The organism is Oxalobacteraceae bacterium OTU3CAMAD1 (assembly GCA_024123915.1).
Lineage (GTDB): Bacteria > Pseudomonadota > Gammaproteobacteria > Burkholderiales > Burkholderiaceae_D > Rugamonas.
In genome coordinates, this window is sequence record CP099650.1 from 881676 (window position 1) to 901558 (window position 19883).

Consider the following 19883-nt stretch of genomic DNA (forward strand, 5'->3'; position numbering starts at 1 on the left):
ATTCGCGCCTCCGCTGCACATTAGATCGGGACTAGGTTTTAGTCCCCGGACATGTTGTCCGGGTGTTCAACGTTGTTATTTAGTTGGGTTTAGAACGATGCCAACCATCAATCAACTGATTCGCAATCCACGTGTCGCTCTGACCGTGAAAAGCAAATCGCCGGCGCTGGAAAACAGCCCGCAAAAACGTGGTGTTTGCACCCGTGTGTACACCACCACTCCTAAGAAGCCTAACTCGGCTTTGCGTAAAGTCGCCAAAGTGCGTCTGACCAACGGTTTCGAAGTCATTTCGTACATCGGCGGTGAAGGCCACAACTTGCAAGAGCACAGCGTTGTCCTGCTGCGCGGCGGCCGCGTAAAAGATTTGCCGGGTGTGCGTTACCACATGGTTCGCGGTGCACTGGATACCCAGGGCGTCAAAGACCGTAAGCAAGCCCGCTCGAAATACGGTACCAAGCGCGCCAAGGCTGGTAAGAAGTAATCTGCATTAAAAAAGTTTTCGCTCGGTGGCAGCTAGCTTAGTGAATGTAATCGACCGCAACTGGTCGAGTAAGTGGATGGCTATGATGGCCCTCCGCGAGAGTGCGAATCCCATATCTGCGCACCTCAACTGAAGATTGAAAGGAATTGATATGCCACGTCGTCGTGAAGTACCCAAGCGCGAAATTCTGCCGGATCCAAAATTCGGCAACACGGATGTCGCCAAATTCGTGAACGTTCTGATGCTGTCCGGTAAAAAATCGGTCGCAGAAAACATCATCTACGGTGCCTTCGAGCACATCGCTTCGAAATCCGGCAAAGATCCGCTGGAAGTGTTCGCTACCGCGATCAACAACGCCAAGCCACTGGTTGAAGTCAAATCCCGTCGCGTCGGTGGTGCAAACTACCAGGTGCCGGTCGAAGTACGCCCAGTGCGCCGTATGGCTCTGTCGATGCGTTGGTTGCGCGAAGCCGCGAACAAGCGCAGCGAAAAATCCATGCCACAACGCCTCGGCGGTGAGCTGATGGAAGCGGCCGAAGGCCGTGGCGGTGCGATGAAGCGTCGCGATGAAGTGCACCGCATGGCTGAAGCGAACAAGGCGTTCTCGCACTTCCGCTTCTAATAAAATCGGCCAGATCCTTGATGGTCTGGCTGTTATCTGTTGTTCGAGGCCGGGCTCATTTTTTTCCCAAAAAATGGTGCTCGGTTTTGTCCATTCAAAGATTTAGGAATAACTATGGCCCGCAAGACCCCCATCGAGCGCTACCGCAATATCGGTATCTCCGCTCACATCGATGCAGGTAAGACCACCACCACCGAACGCGTCCTGTTCTACACGGGCGTGAACCACAAGATCGGTGAAGTTCACGATGGCGCCGCCACCATGGACTGGATGGAGCAGGAACAAGAGCGCGGCATCACCATTACGTCCGCTGCGACCACCTGCTTCTGGAAAGGGATGGCTAACAATTTCCCTGAGCACCACATCAACATCATCGACACGCCGGGCCACGTCGACTTCACCATTGAAGTCGAACGTTCGATGCGCGTGCTCGACGGCGCTTGCATGGTTTACTGCGCAGTGGGCGGTGTTCAGCCACAGTCGGAAACCGTATGGCGTCAGGCTAACAAGTACAAAGTGCCACGTCTGGCCTTCGTCAACAAGATGGACCGTACCGGCGCCAACTTCTTCAAGGTCTACGAGCAGATGCGCGCTCGCCTGAAGGCGAACCCGGTCCTGATCCAGATCCCGATCGGCGCCGAAGAAAACTTCAAAGGCGTCATCGATCTGGTCAAGATGAAAGCCATCCTGTGGGACGAAGCGTCCCAGGGCATGAAGTTCGACTACGTCGAGATCCCGGAAGAGCTGGCAGCATCGGCCGCCGAGTGGCGCGAGAAGATGGTTGAAGTCGCCGCCGAAGCGACCGAAGAACTGATGAACAAGTACCTGGAAGAGGGCGACCTGTCCGAAGCCGAGATCAAGAAAGCGCTGCGCGATCGCACCATCGCTTCGGAAATCGTGCCGATGATGTGCGGTACCGCTTTCAAGAACAAGGGCGTGCAAGCCATGCTGGACGCGGTCATCGAATACCTGCCGTCGCCACTGGACATCGAAGACGTCGGCGGTACGGACGAAGACGAAAACCCGACCACCCGCAAGCCGTCGGACGAAGAGAAGTTCTCGGCGCTGGCGTTCAAGATCATGACCGACCCGTTCGTCGGCCAGCTGGCCTTCTTCCGCGTGTACTCGGGCGCCGTCAATTCGGGCGACACCGTCTACAACTCGGTCAAGGGTCGTAAAGAGCGTCTGGGCCGTATTCTGCAGATGCACGCGAACCAGCGCGAAGAGATCAAAGAAGTGCGCGCCGGCGACATCGCCGCAGCCGTTGGCCTGAAAGACGTGACCACGGGCGAAACCCTGTGCGATCCGACCTCGATCATCGTTCTGGAGCGCATGGTCTTCCCTGAGCCTGTGATTCAACAGGCCGTGGAACCAAAGACCAAGGCCGACCAGGAAAAAATGGGTCTGGCACTGAACCGCCTGGCACAGGAAGATCCGTCGTTCCGCGTCAAGACCGACGAAGAGTCGGGCCAGACCATCATCGGTGGTATGGGCGAGCTGCACCTGGAAATTATCGTCGACCGCATGAAGCGCGAATTCGGCGTGGAAGCGACCGTCGGCAAGCCACAGGTTGCGTACCGCGAAACGATCCGCAAGACCTGCGAAGAATCCGAAGGCAAGTTCGTCAAGCAGTCGGGTGGTCGTGGTCAATACGGTCACGTGGTTCTGAAGATCGAACCGCAAGAACCAGGTAAAGGTTTCGAATTCGTTGACGCCATCAAAGGCGGCACGGTTCCACGCGAATACATCCCTGCGGTTGAAAAGGGTGTGCGCGGTACCTTGAACACCGGTGTTCTGGCCGGCTACCCAGTGGTCGACGTCAAGGTCACGCTGTTCTTCGGTTCGTACCACGATGTGGACTCGAACGAAAACGCGTTCCAGATGGCCGCTTCGATGGCGTTCAAAGAAGGCTGCCGCAAGGCGTCGCCGGTTATTCTGGAGCCGATGATGGCTGTGGAAGTGGAAACGCCGGAAGACTACGCCGGTACCGTGATGGGCGACCTGTCGTCCCGCCGCGGTATGGTGCAGGGCATGGACGAGATCCCAGGCGGCGGTGGCAAGATCATCAAAGCTGAAGTGCCGCTGTCCGAAATGTTCGGTTACTCGACCACGCTGCGTTCCGCAACGCAAGGTCGTGCTACCTACACGATGGAATTCAAGCACTACTCGGAAGCGCCTAAGCACGTTATCGACGCGATCGTCACTGCTAAAGCTAAGTAATTTTCGTATTTTTGCGGGTGGGGGAGATCCTCCCGCCCGCATATTTAAAACATTGTTCTAAGGAAGAATAAAATGGCAAAAGGTAAATTCGAACGGACCAAGCCGCACGTCAACGTCGGCACCATCGGCCACGTCGACCACGGCAAGACCACCCTGACCGCTGCAATCGCTACCGTTCTGTCGAAGAAATTCGGCGGCGAAGCGAAAGCCTACGACCAGATCGATGCGGCACCGGAAGAAAAAGCACGCGGCATCACCATCAACACCGCGCACGTCGAGTACGAAACCGCTGCCCGTCACTACGCACACGTTGACTGCCCAGGCCACGCCGACTACATCAAAAACATGATCACCGGCGCGGCACAGATGGACGGCGCGATCCTGGTTTGCTCCGCAGCTGACGGCCCAATGCCACAGACCCGCGAGCACATCCTGCTGGCCCGCCAGGTTGGCGTTCCATACATCATCGTGTTCCTGAACAAGTGCGACCTGGTCGACGACGCAGAACTGCTGGAACTGGTCGAAATGGAAGTTCGCGAGTTGTTGTCGAAATACGAATTCCCAGGCGACGACGTGCCTATCATCAAAGGTTCGGCCCGTATGGCGCTGGAAGGCAAAGAAGGCGAAATGGGCGTTGACGCGATCATGCGTCTGGCCGACGCACTGGACAGCTACATCCCTACGCCAGAGCGCGCAGTCGATGGCGCCTTCCTGATGCCAGTGGAAGACGTGTTCTCGATCTCGGGTCGCGGTACCGTTGTGACCGGTCGTATCGAGCGCGGCATCATCAAAGTCGGCGAAGAGATCGAAATCGTCGGCATCACCGACACCGTCAAGACCACTTGCACCGGCGTGGAAATGTTCCGCAAGCTGCTGGACCAGGGTCAAGCCGGCGACAACGTCGGTCTGCTGCTGCGCGGCACCAAGCGTGAAGACGTACAGCGTGGTCAGGTTCTGGCCAAGCCAGGTTCGATCAAGCCGCACAACCACTTCACCGGCGAGATCTATGTCCTGTCGAAAGATGAAGGCGGCCGTCACACCCCGTTCTTCAACAACTATCGTCCACAGTTCTACTTCCGTACGACTGACGTGACCGGTTCGATCGAACTGCCAGCGGACAAAGAAATGGTTATGCCAGGCGACAACGTGTCGATCACCGTCAAGCTGATCAACCCGATCGCGATGGAAGAAGGCCTGCGTTTCGCTATCCGTGAAGGCGGTCGTACCGTCGGCGCGGGTGTGGTTGCTAAGATCATCGCCTAATTAATTTTGCGTGATTGAAACAGGGTCGGCATGGTGTGATACCATGTCGACCCTTACGCGTTACAACTCGTTCTTTTAAATATTGCTGGCGCTACATAGTTGCCAGTTCGCTCTTTTCAAGGAAAAATCATGTCCGCACCAAACCAGAAAATCCGTATCCGCCTGAAGGCTTTCGACTACAAGCTGATCGACCAGTCCGCACTGGAAATCGTTGACACCGCTAAGCGCACCGGCGCCGTTGTCAAGGGCCCGGTCCCACTGCCAACCCGCATCCAGCGTTTCGACGTTCTGCGTTCGCCACACGTCAACAAGACCTCGCGCGACCAGTTCGAAATCCGCACCCACCAGCGCCTGATGGACATCGTCGACCCAACCGACAAGACCGTTGACGCGCTGATGAAGCTGGACCTGCCAGCTGGCGTCGATGTCGAAATCAAACTGCAGTAATCGTTATTGAGCCGGTGGGCGGGGTCGTTCCCGTCCACGGTTTTTAAGAGCCGGGCCTGTTCGCCAACGCGAGCACGCCCGGCTTTTTTGTTGGCCGGCAAACCCGCACTGCCAGACAGGGTCGCACCCCTCGGGGTACGACCCTTAAGCGGCGCTGCACGCGTATCGCTACAGTCTGGCGGGTTTTTGCAGCATCACGCCGGCGCCCTGGCCGCCGAACGGGCGCATCAGGTGATGCCGCGCCATCGCGGCGCCGCCGATGGCGATGGCGTTGGCGCCGAAGTGCGGCGTGCGGATGGTGGGCGCCGGCAATTGCGTGGCCTCGGCGTAGTCGCGCAGCACGTCGCGTCCCGGCGCCAGGAAGCGCTCGCCCAGGCGCAGCGCGGCGCCGCCGACGACGATGCACATCGGGTCGAACGCCACCCACAGGTTGTTGAGCAGCACGCCCATGTGGCGTCCGGCCGCTTCGACCGCCCGGCACGCGGCCGCCTCGCCGGCCTCGGCCTGGGCGAACAGCCGCTCAAGCCGCTCCGGCCCGGAGTCCCCAACCTTGCCGGCGTCGCCTGCCTTGCCCGGCTTGCCATACACCTGGTCCGTCACCGCCCGCATGCCGATCAGCGCGTCGGCGCAGCCGCGCCGTCCGCACGAGCACGGCGGGCCGGCCTGCTGCAGGATGGTGTGGCCGACCTCGCCGGCGAAGCCGTACAGCCCCGTCAGCAGGCGGCCGTTGACGACGATGCCGGCGCCGACGCCGTAGCCGATGCTCAGGTAGATCAGCGGGTCGGCGCCGACCTCGCCGGCGAATTCGAGCTCGGCCAGCGCGGCGACATTGGCCTCGTTCTGGATGAACAGCGGCAGCCCGGCCAGCGCGGTGGCGGCGCAGCGCGCGCGCAGTTGGCCGACCACGTCGACGTCGCGCCAGCCCAGGTGGGGGGCGTAGCGCAGCACGCCGGTGGTGTCGTCGACCACGCCGGGCACGCCGATGCCCAGGCCGAGCATGGCGCGCCCGGCCAGCGGGCCGCCGGCCGCCGTCATCGCCACCAGCTCGTCGGCGATGAGGCCGACGCAGGCGGCCGGGTCGGACAGGTCGGGGTAGGGCAGGGCGCGCTCGGCCAGCACCGTCCCGAGCAGGTCGGTGGCGACCACGCGCGCGCCGCCGACGCCCAGGTCGGCCCCCAGCAGCGCCAGGCGGCCGGTGTCGATGCGCAGCGGCGTGGCGCGCCGGCCCAGGGCGCCGGTGGCGACCAGTTCGCTTTCACTGAGCCAGCCCTCGTCGAGCAGTTCGCGCACCAGCAGGCTGACGGTGGACTTGGTCAGGCCGACCGCCTCGGCCAGGGCCGCGCGCGACAGCCCGGGCGCGCCGCATAGCTGGCGCACCAGGGCCATCCGGTTGATTTGTTTGAGCAACTGTTGGTCGCCGGCGACGATCATGGCTAAGGTTTTAAAAGTGGGAGTTGCCGGGGATCATACGCTCGCCGGCGCGGCTGCGGGCGCTTCCCGCCCCGTTTTGGGGCGCGCAAGGGCTCCCATGCGCGCCCAAGTGGGGCTTCTTTACAACACTGCACGAATTTGGCGCGGTAATTCGTTCGATCAATTGACTAATGGTTTTTTTACTCTTATTCTGGCATGGCCTTATTCATTTGTTATTCGATGAATCGACAGTTTTGCGGTTGTTTGTAGTGTTGCCACTTCCGACGTTGCCTTGACCCTGCTCGATGACGTCGGAGCGATAAATATAATTAAGGAGATGTAAGTGCGAAAAAATTTGAAAACGTTTTCAGAGTCCCCGCTGAACCAGCGCCGGTTGATCTGCCTGGCAGTTGCCGGCGCCTGCGCCACGTTCGTGCCCGCGTTCGCCCAGACCGCCGGCGTGCCGGGTGACGGCGCCGACGGCCCGAAAGTGGTCGTGACCGGTATCCGCGCCAGCATGCAGTCGACCATGAACATGAAGCGCAACGCCGACGGCATCGTCGACGGCATTGTCGCCGACGACATCGGTAAATTCCCCGACACCAACCTGGCCGAATCGCTGCAGCGCATCTCCGGCGTGTCGATCGACCGCAGCAACGGCGAGGGCCAGAAGGTCACCGTGCGCGGCTTGGGCCCGGACTTCAACCTGGTGCTGCTCAACGGCCGCCAGATGCCGACCACCGACCTGAGCGACCTGTCGGGCCGCTCGTTCGACTTCTCGAACCTGGCGTCTGAAGCGATCTCGCAGCTGCAGGTCTATAAGACCGGCCGCGCCGACAGCCCGACCGGCGGCATCGGCGCCACCATCAACGTGATGACCGCGCGTCCGCTGGACAATCCCGGCATGCGCGCCAGCGTCGGCGCCAAGGCCGTCAAGGACAGCTCCAACAGCGAACTGCCCGGCTCGATCAAGGGCAGCAGCGTCACCCCCGAGTTCTCGGGCATCTACAGCAACACCAGCGAAGACGGCCGCTTCGGCATCGCTGTTAGCGCTAGCCACCAGCGCCGCGACTCCGGCTTCAACCGCGCCGGCCTGGCCAACGGCTATCAGGGTCCGTTCCGCGGTTCCGACACCACCGAAGGGTCGACCCTGCCGCAGCCGGGCCAGCCGGGCTCGGAGAAGATCACCAACCGTCCCGGTCCGACCGACCTGTATCTGATCCCGCAGAACTTCGGCTACGGCGTCAACGCCATTTCGCGTCAGCGCACCAACGGCCAGCTGGTGCTGCAATTCCGTCCGGTCAAGGAACTGACCACGACCCTGGACGCGACGTATTCGGAACAGAAGATCCAGACCAAGCGTAACGAGCTGAGCGTGTGGTTCGGCCAGACCCCGACCTCGACCAGCACCTGGCCGGGCGGCAAGGTGCAGACGCCGCTGACCTACATGGAGACGTACAACACGCCGCAGGACATCTCGGTGGTGGGCGGCGATTACGCGACCAAGACCAAGAACAAGTCGATCGGCTTCAACACCGTATGGAAGGCCACCAACGACCTGCGCCTGGAGCTCGACCTCCACCATTCGAACGCCGAATCCGGCGCCGACAGCCCATGGGGCAGCGAGAACAACCTGTCGAACGCCAGCTACAGCCGCGGCAACACGATGGTCGACTTCACCAAGGAGTTGCCGGTGGTGAGCATGCCGGCGGCCAACCTGGCGGCCCAACCGATCCAGGCCACCGGTTCGTGGTTCCACAACAGCTGGCAGAAGGCCACCATCAACCAGGCGCAGACCAAGGGTAGCCTGAAGCTGTTCGAGGCGTCCGAGCTGAACTTCGGCGTCGGCTACACCGACTCGACCAACCGTTCGACCTATTCGAACGTGCAGAACAACAGCTGGGGCGGCGCTTCCAAGGCGTCCGATTACCCGGGCAGCCTGTTCCAGGCCAATTCGCTCGGCTCGTTCTTCAAGGAGTTCGGCGGCCACAACGCGCCGGAGCTGTTCGGTTCGCTCTACACCTTCGACTTCGGCAAGGTCCGCGCCGCCACGGCCGCGGCCACCGGCCTGTCGACCTACCTGCCGAATTTCGACAGCGCCGACACCGACCGCGAGCTGAAGGAAAAAACCACCTCCGGTTACGTGTCGCTCGGCACCGACTGGGATGCCGCCATCCCGTTCCGTACGTCGATCGGCGTGCGCATGGAGCGCACCAAGGTCACCTCGGTGGCGCAAGTACTGGTGGGCACCGGCGTGGTGTGGGAATCGCAGAATGAATTGCCGCTCAAATTCGCCGGCGCGTCGTACAGCACCCAGGAAGCCAGCTACAACAACGTGCTGCCGAGCCTGAACTTCGACGCCGATCTGCGTCCCGACATGAAGCTGCGCGCCAGCGTCGGCACCACCATCGGCCGGCCGCGCTACGACCAGATGCAGGGCGGCTTGACCCTGGGCACCATCGGCAACGTCTTCACCGGCGGCACCGCTTCGGTCGGCAACCCGGCCCTGAAACCGGTCAAGTCGAAGAATCTGGACTTGTCGTGGGAATGGTATTACGACCAGCAGAGTGTGCTGTCGATCGCCGGCTTCCACAAGAAGATGGACAACTACGCCGGCCAGACGGCAACGTCGACGCCGCTCTACAACCTGCACACGCCGGTCGGCGGCGCGTATTACAACGCTGCGCGCAGCGCTGGTTGCTCGGCGGCCGACACCAACTGCCTGCGCAACTACATCCTGACCAACTTCCGCGGCCAGCCGGGCGTGGAATACATCGGCGTCAAGTCGGACGGCAACCTCGACGGCAAGATCACCGGCCTGGCGACCGATCCGCTGATGCCTTTCCTGCTGACCTCGTATGCCAACCAGAAGTCGGCCACGGTCAAGGGCGCCGAGATCAACGTGCAGCATATGTTCGGGCGCACCGGCTTCGGCGTGCAGGCCAACTACACGTACGTGACTTCGCCAACCAAGTATGACGACGCCAACACGGCGGATCAGTTCGCGATCCTGGGGCTGAGCAATTCGGCCAACCTGGTGGGTATCTACGAAGACCAAAAGTGGTCGGTGCGGTTGGCCTACAACTGGCGCGACAGCTTCCTGGCCTCGACCATCGACGCCGGCGGCGGCCGCCCGGCGCCGGTCTACACCGACAAGTACGGCCAGACCGACATCAGTGTTGGGTACAATGTCACCGACAAGCTGAGCCTGCAGGCCGAGGTCATCAACCTGACCAACGCCACCCAGCGCCAGTACGGCCGTACCGAGCGTTCGACCCTGAACGTGACGCAAGCCGGTCCGCGTTACATGCTGGGCGCGCGCTACAAGTTCTGATGTTGAACGGTAGCGTATAGTCGGGCCACGGGCCGTCGCGATGCGACGGCCTTTTTCATTTGGGGAAGTCGATGCAAGCGATAGTGGAAGTGGACGGCGGCGCGCCGCTGTCCGACGAGATTTTGGCCTCGCCGGTGCCGCTGGTGCTGCGCGGCCTGGTGGCCGACTGGCCGCTGGTGCGTGCCGCGCGCGGCGGGGCGGGGCAGGCCGACGCCTACCTGCGCAGGTTTTACCGCGACGCCACCGTGCTGGCCAGCCACAGCCCGCCGGGCACGGGCGGGCGCATCTTTTATAACGACGACCTGAGCGGCTTTAATTTCACGTCGCAGATGGTGCGCTTCGACCAGGTGCTCGACGCGCTGCTCGCGCACCTGGACGCGGCCGACCCGCCCACCCTGTACGTCGGCTCGACCACGGTCGACACCTGCCTGCCGGGGATGCGGGCCGAAAACGATGTCGACCTGGGCGCGCGCGATCCGCTGGCCAGCATCTGGATCGGCAACCGCACGCGCATTCCGGCCCACTACGACGTGCCGGACAACCTGGCCTGCGTGGCCGCCGGGCGCCGCCGCTTCACCCTGTTCCCGCCCGAGCAGTTGAAGAACCTGTACGTCGGCCCGCTCGACTTCACGCCGGCCGGGCAATCGGTCAGCCTGGTCGACTTCGCGCGGCCGGATTTCGAGCGCTTTCCCCTGTTCGCCGAGGCGCTGCGGCACGCGCAAGCTGCCGAGCTGGAACCGGGCGACGCGCTGTTCATCCCCAGCATGTGGTGGCACCACGTCGAGGGGCTCGAGCCTTTTAACATCCTGATCAATTACTGGTGGCGCCAGTCGCCGGACTGGATGGACACGCCGGCCAGCACCCTGTCGCTGGCGCTGATGACCCTGCGCGACCTGCCGCCGGCCCAGCGCGCCGCGTGGAAGGAGATCTTCCGCCACTACGTGTTCGACAGCGACGGCGGCGAGGCGGCGCACATCCCGCCGGCCGCGCGCCACTCGCTGGCGCCGCTCGACGACGACGCCGCGCGCATGCTGCGGGCGCAGATTCTGCGGCGGTTGAATCGGTAGAGGCGGTGGCCGAGGTCTATAATGGACTTTTGAGCGGGAGGCGACATGAAATACCGAGTTGCGCTTCATAAATCCGAAGAGGGCTATAGCGTTTCTGTTCCGGGGCTGCCAGGTTGTTGTTCGCAAGGGGCAACCGAGGAAGAGGCGCTTGAAAATATCAAATCGGCGATCGCCGAGTATCTTGAAGTCGTGGAAGAGAATCTCCACGGTACCATCACACGCGAAGTGGACGTGGTGCGGTAGCCATGGTCCGCGTTCCTGGCGTCAATCACCTGGATGTGGTCAAGGCGCTGCAGAAGGCTGGCTTTCACGTCGCCCGGCAGGGCAAGCACATTGTCATGACCGATGGACGTCACGTCGTTACCATTCCCCGGCACAACCCGGTTAACGCCTTTACGCTGGGCACGATTGTGCGCGGCGCGGGCTTGAGCGTAGAGCAGTTCCGTAGCTTGCTGTGAGCGGCGGTGGAGTTCTGGACAGAATCTTCTGACGCCGGTAGGCTGTTGTCAATTGCCCAACCGGATATACCATGCTCGCCGCGCTAGACCTCCATTTGCTCGACCACTCCGCTCGCCAGGGACTGCGCGGCGCTCCGCGTTTTGTGATCGAGTTCCTGTATTTCGGCATCAAGGAGGCAAGGGCATGCCTGTTCGTCGCATTGTTCTTCGCGGCCGTGTTCCTGGTGCCGCGCGCCGGCATCCTCGGCTTGCCGCGCTACGACGTGCTGTTGGTGGCGGCCTTGGCGATCCAGGTGTGGATGGTATGGGCCGGGCTCGAAACCTGGGACGAGCTCAAGGCCGTCTGCCTGTTCCACTTGGTCGGCTTCGCGCTGGAGGTGTTCAAGGTGTCGGGCAGCATCCAGTCGTGGAGCTATCCGGACTTCGCCTACACCAAGGTGCTCGGCGTGCCGCTGTTCTCCGGTTTTATGTACGCGGCCGTCGGCAGCTACATCATCCAGGCGTGGCGCTTGTTTGACTTGCGGATTCGCCATCATCCGCCGTACTGGATGGCGGTGTTTGTCGCGCTCCTTATATATGTCAACTTCTTCACCCACCACTACATCGGCGACTACCGCTGGTATTTGGCCGCGTGCGCGCTGGGCCTGTATGCGCGCACCACGGTGGTGTTCCGCCCGCTCGACCGCGATCGCCAGATGCCGTTGCTGCTGAGTTTTGTGCTGATCGGCTTCTTCATCTGGCTGGCCGAGAACATCAGCACCTTCTGGGGCGTGTGGCGCTATCCCAACCAATTGGGCGCGTGGTCGGCGGTCCACGTCAGCAAGTGGAGCTCTTGGTCGCTGTTGGTGGTGATGACCTTCACCATCGTCGCCCACCTAAAACATATCAAGGCCCGCATCCATGTCGCCCGGGCCTAGAATCCAGGGCTAGGATTTTCGTCCCGCCCGCCGGGCCGCACTGCCGGTCAGCAGCAGGCCGGCCAGCAGCATGGCGTAGGTGGTCGGCTCCGGCACCACGGCAGCCGTCACCGTGATGTCCGTGTAGGCGAGGAAGTTGACGCTCACTGCCATGGCGGTGGCGCCCGGGTTGGCGAAGGCCAGGGTGAAGAATTCGCTGTTGCTGGCGGCGCCGGTGTCCTCGCCCCGGATCAGCGCGCTCTCGCGCGACAGATAGCTAAAGGTGTGCATCTCGCTGTCGGTGATGTCGACCGACGCCCAGCTGAAGACGCCATACCCTTCGCCGGCGCCCAGCGAGCGGTTGGCATCGGTGAGCACGTCGCCCGACACGGTCAGCAATGTATGCGGGGCCAGGGTCAGCCATATCCACTGCTGGCTGTCGGCGCTGACCATGTTGTCCAGCCCGAGGGCGGTGCCGGTGGTGACGTGCGCGGCGACATCGCCCACTGCGCCGGTGGTGGTGGCGCCGGCCGTTGCCGAGCTGTGCGCCATCTGCGCGGTGCCGGCGGTATAAGGCGGCGGCGTCACAGTGGTTGGATAGAAGCCGCCGCCGGTATTGCTGGTGTCGGTGTAGACCATGAGCCGGCTTTCGAATGAATCGATGACATAGCCGGCGTTGGCGCCGTCCTGCGGCGTCAAGTCGATGACGCCGAGCGTGACGTTGCCGATGCTGGTGGCGCCACCCGCGCCGGCGAACGCGGGGCCGGCGGCAAGGCTGGCGCAGGCGGCCAGCACGGGTAATATCTTACGCAACAGTGTATTCATGATGTCTCCTTAGTGGCGTCGGGCGCCTTTTTTATCGGTTGGAAAGAGTGGGGAGGGAACCAGCGATCGCTGGTGGGACTTCATGCTACCGACGCCTGAAGCGATTCGATTGATCCCGCTCAGCAGTCGGTTCGACGATGCGCCGCCGCGCTTTTGCGTGGGCCTGCGCCGGCTCTCGGTCCTGCATCCCTGTCTGTGCTAGATTAGTCGGATGCCAATTGTCTGAGAGGAGGGCATATGAAAGCGCAGACCATACAACCCGCCGCGCTGGCCGAACTGGCCCAGGCAGGCGGCAATTTCAGCGTCTCGGTACGGGCGCAAGACGGCGGCTGGACCGTGTATGTCCACGATGAGCGCAAAGATTATTCGTTGGTGGATGCCGAGAGCAACCGGGTAGCGATCTTTGAGGCGCTCGACGACGTCGAGCGGCGGCTGCAATCATTGGGCATCTGCCAGTTCCAGGTCGACGGCCGCCTTGAAAGCGACTCGGACGATCCGTCCTACGACGCCTGGCTGCTGGCGCAAGTCCAGGAGGCGCTCGACGATCCGTCGCCATCGATACCGCACGAAGAGGCCATTCGGCAGATCAGAGCTGCGATAAAGGCGGGATAATGTCCCCGCCCCGCCGGATTGATTGGCGAAAGCAAGCCGTCGATGACATGGCCGCGATCGGCAGGCATATCGCGCTCCATAGTCCCATCAACGCCGACCGGTTTTTAGATGAGATCGTCGCCCATGTCGAATTGCTGACTATTTATCCATTCATGGGCAGGAGCGGGCTGAAACCGGGCACCCGTGAGTTGATTGTCCACACGCACTATTTAGTCATCTATCGCGTGCTTCCCACCGTTATAAGCGTCTTACGCGTGAAACACGTGGCCAAAAAGCGCCCGCCTTGAGCGCGCTGGCCGATATCTTGGTGCGCCGCAACCCGCATGCCGCCTCGCTTTCCGTCATCCCGCCACACCGGCCCGATAATTCCGCGTAAACCCGACATACCTCGTACTTAGTTGTTGCGTCAAGCCCCTTTTCACGCTACACTAGCCGGCTTCGGTATGGATTCGACCTTTTATTGGTCCATACTAATTTTGTAGTTCAACATATCCCCGCCCAATCGTAGGTGGGAATTGGAGAAAAAATGAGCCTTGGCCTCCTCGGTCGCAAGGTTGGTATGATGCGCATCTTCACGGATGAAGGGGACTCGATCCCTGTCACCGTGTTGGACGTATCGAACAACCGTGTTGCGCAAATCAAAACTCCTGAAACTGATGGTTACTCCGCAGTTCAGGTCGCATTCGGTCAACGTCGCGCTTCCCGCGTAACGAAGGCTGTTGCTGGTCACCACGCTAAAGCTGGTGTTGAAGCCGGTACTCTGTTGAAAGAGTTCCGCGTCGACGCCACCAAGGCAGCAGAATTGAAAGCCGGCGATGTCGTTGCCGCTTCGCTGTTCGAAGTCGGTCAAAAGATCGACGTTCAAGGTGTCACGATCGGTAAAGGCTATGCCGGTACCATCAAGCGTCACCACTTTGCTTCGGGCCGTGCCACCCACGGTAACTCGCGTTCGCACAACGTTCCAGGCTCCATCGGTATGGCGCAGGATCCAGGCCGCGTGTTCCCAGGTAAGCGCATGACCGGTCACCTCGGTGACGTCACCCGCACCGTGCAGAACCTCGAAATCGCCCGTATCGACGCCGACCGTCAGCTGCTGCTGGTCAAGGGCGCGATTCCTGGCGCGAAAAATGGCCAGGTCGTCGTATCGCCTGCTGTCAAAGTTAAAGCAAAGAAGGGAGCTTAAACGATGGAACTCAAGCTCTTGAACGCTCAAGGTCAAGCCGCCTCTAACGTAGCTGCCGCCGACACCATTTTCGGCCGCGACTACAACGAAGCCCTGATCCACCAGATCGTCGTTGCTTACCAAGCCAATGCTCGCAGCGGCAACCGTAAACAAAAAGACCGTGAAGAAGTCCACCACACGACCAAGAAGCCATGGCGCCAAAAAGGCACCGGCCGCGCTCGTGCTGGTATGTCGTCGTCGCCACTGTGGCGCGGCGGTGGTCGCATCTTCCCGAACTCGCCCGACGAGAACTTCACCCACAAAGTGAACAAGAAGATGTACCGCGCAGGTATCTGCTCGATTCTGTCCCAGCTGGCCCGCGAAGAGCGCCTGGTTGTGGTCGAAGATTTCGCGATCGAAGCGCCAAAAACCAAGCTGCTGTCGCAAAAGCTGACCGGCATGGGCTTTGACTCGGTACTGATCATCACCGACGTCGCCAACGAAAACCTGGAACTGGCTTCGCGCAATCTGCCGAACGTTCTGGTTGTCGAGCCACGTCACGCAGATCCAATGTCGCTGGTGTTCTACAAGAAGATTGTAGTGACCAAGGCCGCATTGGCCAAGATTGAGGAGATGCTGGCATGAGCGCATTGAAATTTAGCGAAGAGCGCCTGATGAAGGTGCTGGTAGCTCCAGTCATTTCCGAGAAGGCCACCATGGTCGCGGAAAAGAACGAGCAGATCGTGTTCCGTGTTACCACCGACGCGACCAAGCCAGAAATCAAGGCCGCCGTTGAACTGCTGTTCAAAGTCGAAGTGGAATCGGTGCAGACCGTCAACCGCGAAGGTAAGCAGAAGCGTTCCGGCGCCCACACCGGCCGCCGCAACCATACCAAGCGTGCTTTCGTGTGCCTGAAGCCTGGCCAGGAAATCAATTTCTCCGAGGAGGCTAAATAATGGCACTCGTTAAGATGAAGCCAACCTCGCCAGGCCGTCGCGGCATGGTGAAGGTTGTGAACCCGGACCTGTACAAAGGTCGTCCGTTCGCAGCCCTGGTTGAGAAAAAATCGAAGACCGCCGGCCGTAACAACAACGGCCACATCACCACCCGTCACATCGGTGGTGGTCACAAGCAACACTATCGCCTGATCGACTTCAAGCGTCAGAAGGATGGCATTCCTGCGAAAGTGGAACGTATCGAATACGATCCAAACCGCACCGCGAATATCGCCCTGCTGTGCTACGCCGACGGCGAGCGTCACTACATCATCGCCACCAAGGGCATGAGCGTGGGCGACACCGTCATGAACGGCTCGGAAGCGCCGATCAAGTCGGGCAACTGCCTGCCGATCCGCAACATCCCGGTCGGTACCGTCATGCACTGCGTCGAAATGCTGCCAGGTAAGGGTGCCCAGATGGCCCGTACCGCCGGCGCCGGCGTTGTCCTGATGGCCCGCGAAGGCACCTACGCCCAGGTTCGCCTGCGCTCGGGTGAAGTCCGTCGCGTGCACATCGAGTGCCGTGCCACCGTGGGTGAAGTCGGCAATGCCGAACACAGCCTGCGCAAGATCGGTAAAGCTGGTGCGATGCGCTGGCGCGGTGTTCGTCCTACCGTTCGCGGTGTGGTCATGAACCCGGTCGATCACCCGCACGGTGGTGGTGAAGGTAAAACCGCAGCTGGTCGTCATCCAGTGTCGCCTTGGGGCCAACAGACGAAGGGTAAGAAGACCCGCAGCAACAAGCGCACTTCTTCCATGATCGTCTCGCGCCGCGGCAAGAAATAAGGGGTAGCACATGACTCGTTCATTGAAAAAAGGGCCGTTCTGTGACGCCCACCTGGTGAAAAAAGTCGAAGCGGCGCAAGCGGCCAAAGACAAAAAGCCAATCAAAACCTGGTCCCGTCGTTCGACCATCATGCCTGACTTCATCGGCCTGACGATCGCCGTCCACAATGGCAAGCTGCACGTGCCGGTGTACGTCTCCGAGAACATGGTTGGTCACAAGCTCGGTGAATTCGCGCTGACCCGCACGTTCAAGGGCCATGCCGCTGACAAGAAGGCGAAGAAATAATGGAAACCAAAGCAATCCTCAAGGGTGTGCGCTTGTCGGATCAGAAAGGTCGCCTCGTGGCCGACCAGATCCGCGGCAAGAAAGTTGACGCAGCACTCAACATTCTGCAATTCAGCCCGAAAAAGGGCGCGACCATCATCAAGAAAGTGCTGGAGTCGGCCATCGCCAACGCCGAGCACAACGATGGCGCCGACATCGACGAATTGTTCGTCAAAGTCATCTACGTCGAAAAGGGTCCGATCCTCAAGCGCTTCACCGCACGCGCTAAGGGCCGGGGTGATCGCATCTCGAAGCAATCGTGTCACATTTACGTGACCGTCGGCAACTAAGGAGCTATAGCATGGGTCAAAAAATCCACCCAACCGGCTTCCGCCTGTCGGTTACCCGTAACTGGGCCTCGCGTTGGTATGCTGGCAACAGCAACTTCGCTTCGATGCTGAACGAAGACTTGAAGGCACGCGCCTACCTGAAGACCAAGCTGAAGAACGCTTCGGTCGGCCGCATCGTCATCGAGCGTCCAGCCAAGAACGCGCGCTTCACGATCTACAGCTCGCGTCCGGGCGTGGTCATTGGTAAAAAAGGCGAAGACATCGAAGTACTGAAGTCGGCGCTGACCAAGATCATGGGCGTTCCTGTCCACGTGAACATCGAAGAAATCCGCAAGCCGGAAATCGACTCGCAGCTGATCGCCGATTCGATCGCCCAGCAGCTGGAAAAGCGCATCATGTTCCGCCGCGCGATGAAGCGCGCCATGCAAAACGCCATGCGTCTGGGTGCCCTGGGCATCAAGATCATGTCGTCGGGTCGTCTGAACGGTATCGAAATCGCTCGTAAAGAGTGGTACCGCGAAGGTCGTGTGCCACTGCACACCCTGCGCGCCGACATCGACTACGGCACCAGCGAAGCTTCGACCACCTACGGCATCATCGGTGTCAAGGTCTGGGTATACAAGGGTGACCGCGCGCCGAACGGCGACGCACCAGTCATCGATACCCCGCCGGACGAGAAGAAGCCACGTGGCCCACGTCGTGACGACGGCAAACCAGCTGGCCGTCCGCGCCCAGCCGGCGCCGGCGCCGGTGCTAAACCAGCCGCTCCAGGCGCAGCCCGCGTACGTAGCGCCGCTGCCGCCAAGCCGGCCGAGAAAGCAGGAGAATAATCATGCTGCAACCAGCACGCAGGAAGTATCGTAAAGAGCAGAAAGGCCGTAACACCGGCATTTCGCATGGCACCGGCACTTCGGTGTCGTTCGGTGAATTCGGTCTGAAAGCCGTCGCCCGTGGTCGTATCACGGCACGCCAGATCGAAGCCGCTCGTCGCGCCATGACCCGTCACATCAAACGTGGCGGCCGTATCTGGATCCGCATCTTCCCGGACAAACCGATTTCGAACAAGCCAGCCGAAGTTCGTATGGGTAACGGTAAGGGTAATCCAGAGTACTACGTCGCTGAAATCCGTCCGGGCAAAGTCCTGTACGAAATGGACGGCGTGGATGAAGTACTGGCGCGCGAAGCATTCCGCCTGGCCGCTGCCAAACTGCCGCTGGCGACCACCTTCGTGGTCCGCCAAGTCGGCCAATAACAGGAGTGAAATATGAAAGCATCTGAACTCCGCGGCAAAGACCAGGTAGCTCTGCAAAAAGAGCTGACTGACCTGTTGAAGGCCCAGTTCGGCCTGCGCATGCAAATCGCGACGCAGCAGCTGAGCAATACTTCGCAGCTCAAGAAGGTACGTCGCGACATCGCACGTGTAAAAACGGTAATGAACACCAAGGAAGCCAAATGACCGAAACAGTGAACAAGCCGCTCAAGCGCACGCTGGTCGGTAAAGTGGTGTCCGACAAAATGGACAAAACCGTTACCGTTCTGATCGAACGTCACGTCAAGCATCCTTTGTACGGCAAGATCATCATGCGCTCGAACAAGTATCACGCGCATGACGAGACCAACCAGGTGAAAACCGGTGACACGGTGGAAATCGTGGAAGGTCGTCCGATCTCCAAAACGAAGGCATGGACCGTGACGCGCGTGGTGCAAGCCGCGCAAATCGTTTAATTAAGTCTGCCCCGCTTCGCCGGCAACGGCGGGTGGGGTATTTTTAATTAGTTCTTGCAAGCCCGCGAGTTGTGTTCTATACTTGCGGGCTTCGTTCATGTAACGCCGCAAAGTGTCTGGCCACAGACGCAGAACCGTGCGGTCGGTCGCAGTACGAAGGTCAAGCACCCAAACATCACGCCCTGCATGGGCGCGCTGGCGGGACCAAGACTGACCGCAGGTCCGCATTGTGTGGATTCTTCGGCTTAAGTTGGGAAAGAGAATACTATGATTCAAACTGAAAGCCGGCTCGAAGTGGCCGACAATACCGGTGCAAAAGAAGTTATGTGCATCAAGGTATTGGGCGGTTCCAAGCGCCGTTATGCTGGCATTGGCGATGTGATCAAAGTGACTGTCAAAGTCGCCGCGCCACGTGGCCGTGTCAAAAAAGGTGAAATTTATAACGCCGTGGTTGTGCGCACCGCTAAAGGTGTTCGCCGCCAAGACGGTTCCCTGGTGAAGTTCGACGGCAATGCCGCCGTTCTGTTGAACGCCAAGCTGGAACCGATCGGTACCCGTATTTTTGGACCAGTGACGCGCGAGCTGCGCACTGAAAAGTTCATGAAGATCGTGTCCCTGGCACCGGAAGTCCTGTAAGGAGTCGTAATGGATAAGATTCGTAAAAACGACGAAGTCATCGTTCTGACCGGGAAAGACAAGGGCAAACGTGGCGTCGTTTCGCGTCGTGTAGATGCGGAGCATGTCGTGGTTGAAGGCGTCAACGTCGCTAAAAAAGCGACCAAGCCTAACCCAATGACTGGCGTACAAGGTGGTATCGTCGACAAGACTATGCCGATTCACGTGTCCAATGTCGCGTTGTTCAACGCGGCTAGTGGCAAGGCAGACCGTGTCGGTTTCAAAGAAGTGGATGGCAAAAAAGTCCGCATCTTCAAATCGTCCGGCGAAGTAGTGAAGGCTTAAGAA

General features: G+C 60.4%; 27 protein-coding genes. 25 read left to right on the top strand and 2 right to left on the bottom strand.

Going from position 1 to position 19883, the window contains the following annotated elements; all coding sequences use genetic code 11:
* Window positions 1–97: 97 nt before the first annotated feature.
* From rpsL to rpsJ, 5 genes are all read left to right on the top strand, one after another.
* On the top strand, window positions 98–481 hold the full coding sequence (gene rpsL / locus NHH88_03760) for a 30S ribosomal protein S12 (GenBank protein ID USX14921.1): 384 nt from the start codon (window positions 98–100) through the stop codon (window positions 479–481).
* Window positions 482–632: 151 nt separating this feature from the next.
* Window positions 633–1103 (top strand): 30S ribosomal protein S7, encoded by a 471-nt coding sequence (gene rpsG / locus NHH88_03765; GenBank protein USX14922.1) that lies wholly within the window; start codon window positions 633–635, stop codon window positions 1101–1103.
* A gap of 114 nt (window positions 1104–1217) precedes the next feature.
* Entirely contained in the window at window positions 1218–3323 is a 2106-nt protein-coding gene (gene fusA, locus NHH88_03770) for an elongation factor G (protein USX14923.1), read from the top strand.
* Window positions 3324–3395: 72 nt separating this feature from the next.
* Window positions 3396–4586 (top strand): elongation factor Tu, encoded by a 1191-nt coding sequence (tuf, locus tag NHH88_03775; GenBank protein ID USX14924.1) that lies wholly within the window; start codon window positions 3396–3398, stop codon window positions 4584–4586.
* Window positions 4587–4715: 129 nt separating this feature from the next.
* Window positions 4716–5033, top strand: coding sequence for a 30S ribosomal protein S10 (gene rpsJ, locus NHH88_03780; GenBank protein ID USX14925.1), 318 nt, complete (start codon window positions 4716–4718; stop codon window positions 5031–5033).
* A 168-nt stretch (window positions 5034–5201) separates the two neighbouring features.
* On the opposite strand, the gene NHH88_03785 is transcribed toward rpsJ, so the two are convergent.
* Entirely contained in the window at window positions 5202–6464 is a 1263-nt protein-coding gene (locus NHH88_03785; protein USX14926.1) for an ROK family protein, read from the bottom strand.
* Here NHH88_03785 and NHH88_03790 point away from each other — a divergent pair.
* The 6 genes from NHH88_03790 to NHH88_03815 all read left to right on the top strand — a co-directional run bounded on the left by NHH88_03790 (window position 6463) and on the right by NHH88_03815 (window position 12219).
* Window positions 6463–6687 (top strand): hypothetical protein, encoded by a 225-nt coding sequence (locus tag NHH88_03790; protein USX14927.1) that lies wholly within the window; start codon window positions 6463–6465, stop codon window positions 6685–6687. The two genes, NHH88_03785 and NHH88_03790, sit on opposite strands and share 2 nt — an antisense overlap.
* Window positions 6688–6786: 99 nt before the next feature.
* On the top strand, window positions 6787–9777 hold the full coding sequence (locus tag NHH88_03795; GenBank protein USX14928.1) for a TonB-dependent receptor: 2991 nt from the start codon (window positions 6787–6789) through the stop codon (window positions 9775–9777).
* A 71-nt stretch (window positions 9778–9848) separates the two neighbouring features.
* Window positions 9849–10844, top strand: coding sequence for a cupin-like domain-containing protein (locus NHH88_03800; GenBank protein ID USX14929.1), 996 nt, complete (start codon window positions 9849–9851; stop codon window positions 10842–10844).
* A gap of 45 nt (window positions 10845–10889) precedes the next feature.
* Window positions 10890–11087, top strand: a complete 198-nt coding sequence (locus tag NHH88_03805; GenBank protein USX14930.1) for a type II toxin-antitoxin system HicB family antitoxin — start codon at window positions 10890–10892, stop codon at window positions 11085–11087.
* Between the two features lie 2 nt (window positions 11088–11089).
* Complete coding sequence (locus tag NHH88_03810; GenBank protein USX14931.1) at window positions 11090–11302, top strand: type II toxin-antitoxin system HicA family toxin; 213 nt, start codon at window positions 11090–11092, stop codon at window positions 11300–11302.
* A gap of 71 nt (window positions 11303–11373) precedes the next feature.
* Complete coding sequence (locus tag NHH88_03815) at window positions 11374–12219, top strand: DUF817 domain-containing protein (GenBank protein ID USX14932.1); 846 nt, start codon at window positions 11374–11376, stop codon at window positions 12217–12219.
* Window positions 12220–12228: 9 nt separating this feature from the next.
* Here NHH88_03815 and NHH88_03820 read toward each other — a convergent pair whose 3' ends face one another.
* Window positions 12229–13023, bottom strand: coding sequence for a PEP-CTERM sorting domain-containing protein (locus NHH88_03820; GenBank protein ID USX14933.1), 795 nt, complete (start codon window positions 13021–13023; stop codon window positions 12229–12231).
* A gap of 237 nt (window positions 13024–13260) precedes the next feature.
* Between NHH88_03820 and NHH88_03825 the strand changes: the two genes are divergently transcribed.
* The 14 genes from NHH88_03825 to rplX all read left to right on the top strand — a co-directional run bounded on the left by NHH88_03825 (window position 13261) and on the right by rplX (window position 19880).
* On the top strand, window positions 13261–13635 hold the full coding sequence (locus NHH88_03825; GenBank protein ID USX14934.1) for a hypothetical protein: 375 nt from the start codon (window positions 13261–13263) through the stop codon (window positions 13633–13635).
* Window positions 13635–13922: a type II toxin-antitoxin system RelE/ParE family toxin gene (locus tag NHH88_03830; protein USX14935.1), complete on the top strand. Its 288-nt coding sequence runs from the start codon at window positions 13635–13637 to the stop codon at window positions 13920–13922. The genes NHH88_03825 and NHH88_03830 overlap by 1 nt, the downstream gene beginning before the upstream one ends.
* A 239-nt stretch (window positions 13923–14161) precedes the next feature.
* Window positions 14162–14818, top strand: coding sequence for a 50S ribosomal protein L3 (gene rplC, locus NHH88_03835; protein ID USX14936.1), 657 nt, complete (start codon window positions 14162–14164; stop codon window positions 14816–14818).
* Window positions 14819–14821: 3 nt separating this feature from the next.
* Window positions 14822–15442, top strand: a complete 621-nt coding sequence (rplD, locus tag NHH88_03840) for a 50S ribosomal protein L4 (protein ID USX14937.1) — start codon at window positions 14822–14824, stop codon at window positions 15440–15442.
* Window positions 15439–15753 (top strand): 50S ribosomal protein L23, encoded by a 315-nt coding sequence (rplW, locus tag NHH88_03845; GenBank protein ID USX14938.1) that lies wholly within the window; start codon window positions 15439–15441, stop codon window positions 15751–15753. The genes rplD and rplW overlap by 4 nt, the downstream gene beginning before the upstream one ends.
* A complete protein-coding gene (gene rplB / locus NHH88_03850; GenBank protein USX14939.1) occupies window positions 15753–16580 on the top strand; it encodes a 50S ribosomal protein L2 in 828 nt (275 codons plus the stop codon). Before rplW ends, rplB begins: the two co-directional genes overlap by 1 nt.
* A 10-nt stretch (window positions 16581–16590) precedes the next feature.
* On the top strand, window positions 16591–16866 hold the full coding sequence (gene rpsS / locus NHH88_03855; protein USX14940.1) for a 30S ribosomal protein S19: 276 nt from the start codon (window positions 16591–16593) through the stop codon (window positions 16864–16866).
* Entirely contained in the window at window positions 16863–17195 is a 333-nt protein-coding gene (gene rplV, locus NHH88_03860; GenBank protein ID USX17263.1) for a 50S ribosomal protein L22, read from the top strand. Before rpsS ends, rplV begins: the two co-directional genes overlap by 4 nt.
* A gap of 11 nt (window positions 17196–17206) precedes the next feature.
* A complete protein-coding gene (gene rpsC, locus NHH88_03865) occupies window positions 17207–18025 on the top strand; it encodes a 30S ribosomal protein S3 (protein ID USX14941.1) in 819 nt (272 codons plus the stop codon).
* Between the two features lie 2 nt (window positions 18026–18027).
* On the top strand, window positions 18028–18447 hold the full coding sequence (gene rplP, locus NHH88_03870; GenBank protein ID USX14942.1) for a 50S ribosomal protein L16: 420 nt from the start codon (window positions 18028–18030) through the stop codon (window positions 18445–18447).
* 12 nt (window positions 18448–18459) lie between these two features.
* On the top strand, window positions 18460–18651 hold the full coding sequence (rpmC, locus tag NHH88_03875; GenBank protein USX14943.1) for a 50S ribosomal protein L29: 192 nt from the start codon (window positions 18460–18462) through the stop codon (window positions 18649–18651).
* Window positions 18648–18920, top strand: coding sequence for a 30S ribosomal protein S17 (rpsQ, locus tag NHH88_03880; protein USX14944.1), 273 nt, complete (start codon window positions 18648–18650; stop codon window positions 18918–18920). Before rpmC ends, rpsQ begins: the two co-directional genes overlap by 4 nt.
* A 267-nt stretch (window positions 18921–19187) precedes the next feature.
* The gene (rplN, locus tag NHH88_03885) at window positions 19188–19556 is read left to right on the top strand and encodes a 50S ribosomal protein L14 (protein USX14945.1); all 369 of its coding nucleotides are present in this window, start codon (window positions 19188–19190) and stop codon (window positions 19554–19556) included.
* A 9-nt stretch (window positions 19557–19565) separates the two neighbouring features.
* Window positions 19566–19880 carry a 50S ribosomal protein L24 gene (gene rplX / locus NHH88_03890; protein ID USX14946.1) on the top strand — a complete coding sequence of 105 codons (315 nt, stop codon included), beginning with the start codon at window positions 19566–19568 and terminating at the stop codon, window positions 19878–19880.
* Window positions 19881–19883: the final 3 nt, after the last annotated feature.

Excerpts from the sequence above, each read along its gene's own strand:
- rpsL (USX14921.1), top strand. The coding sequence starts at position 98 with ATGCCAACCATCAATCAACTGATTCGCAATCCACGTGTCGCTCTGACC.
- rpsG (USX14922.1), top strand. The coding sequence starts at position 633 with ATGCCACGTCGTCGTGAAGTACCCAAGCGCGAAATTCTGCCGGATCCA.
- fusA (USX14923.1), top strand. The coding sequence starts at position 1,218 with ATGGCCCGCAAGACCCCCATCGAGCGCTACCGCAATATCGGTATCTCC.
- tuf (USX14924.1), top strand. The coding sequence starts at position 3,396 with ATGGCAAAAGGTAAATTCGAACGGACCAAGCCGCACGTCAACGTCGGC.
- rpsJ (USX14925.1), top strand. The coding sequence starts at position 4,716 with ATGTCCGCACCAAACCAGAAAATCCGTATCCGCCTGAAGGCTTTCGAC.
- NHH88_03790 (USX14927.1), top strand. The coding sequence starts at position 6,463 with ATGGCTAAGGTTTTAAAAGTGGGAGTTGCCGGGGATCATACGCTCGCC.
- NHH88_03785 (USX14926.1), bottom strand. The coding sequence starts at position 6,464 with ATGATCGTCGCCGGCGACCAACAGTTGCTCAAACAAATCAACCGGATG.
- NHH88_03800 (USX14929.1), top strand. The coding sequence starts at position 9,849 with ATGCAAGCGATAGTGGAAGTGGACGGCGGCGCGCCGCTGTCCGACGAG.
- NHH88_03805 (USX14930.1), top strand. The coding sequence starts at position 10,890 with ATGAAATACCGAGTTGCGCTTCATAAATCCGAAGAGGGCTATAGCGTT.
- NHH88_03810 (USX14931.1), top strand. The coding sequence starts at position 11,090 with ATGGTCCGCGTTCCTGGCGTCAATCACCTGGATGTGGTCAAGGCGCTG.
- NHH88_03815 (USX14932.1), top strand. The coding sequence starts at position 11,374 with ATGCTCGCCGCGCTAGACCTCCATTTGCTCGACCACTCCGCTCGCCAG.
- NHH88_03820 (USX14933.1), bottom strand. The coding sequence starts at position 13,023 with ATGAATACACTGTTGCGTAAGATATTACCCGTGCTGGCCGCCTGCGCC.
- NHH88_03825 (USX14934.1), top strand. The coding sequence starts at position 13,261 with ATGAAAGCGCAGACCATACAACCCGCCGCGCTGGCCGAACTGGCCCAG.
- NHH88_03830 (USX14935.1), top strand. The coding sequence starts at position 13,635 with ATGTCCCCGCCCCGCCGGATTGATTGGCGAAAGCAAGCCGTCGATGAC.
- rplC (USX14936.1), top strand. The coding sequence starts at position 14,162 with ATGAGCCTTGGCCTCCTCGGTCGCAAGGTTGGTATGATGCGCATCTTC.
- rplD (USX14937.1), top strand. The coding sequence starts at position 14,822 with ATGGAACTCAAGCTCTTGAACGCTCAAGGTCAAGCCGCCTCTAACGTA.
- rplW (USX14938.1), top strand. The coding sequence starts at position 15,439 with ATGAGCGCATTGAAATTTAGCGAAGAGCGCCTGATGAAGGTGCTGGTA.
- rplB (USX14939.1), top strand. The coding sequence starts at position 15,753 with ATGGCACTCGTTAAGATGAAGCCAACCTCGCCAGGCCGTCGCGGCATG.
- rpsS (USX14940.1), top strand. The coding sequence starts at position 16,591 with ATGACTCGTTCATTGAAAAAAGGGCCGTTCTGTGACGCCCACCTGGTG.
- rpsC (USX14941.1), top strand. The coding sequence starts at position 17,207 with ATGGGTCAAAAAATCCACCCAACCGGCTTCCGCCTGTCGGTTACCCGT.
- rplP (USX14942.1), top strand. The coding sequence starts at position 18,028 with ATGCTGCAACCAGCACGCAGGAAGTATCGTAAAGAGCAGAAAGGCCGT.
- rpmC (USX14943.1), top strand. The coding sequence starts at position 18,460 with ATGAAAGCATCTGAACTCCGCGGCAAAGACCAGGTAGCTCTGCAAAAA.
- rpsQ (USX14944.1), top strand. The coding sequence starts at position 18,648 with ATGACCGAAACAGTGAACAAGCCGCTCAAGCGCACGCTGGTCGGTAAA.
- rplN (USX14945.1), top strand. The coding sequence starts at position 19,188 with ATGATTCAAACTGAAAGCCGGCTCGAAGTGGCCGACAATACCGGTGCA.
- rplX (USX14946.1), top strand. The coding sequence starts at position 19,566 with ATGGATAAGATTCGTAAAAACGACGAAGTCATCGTTCTGACCGGGAAA.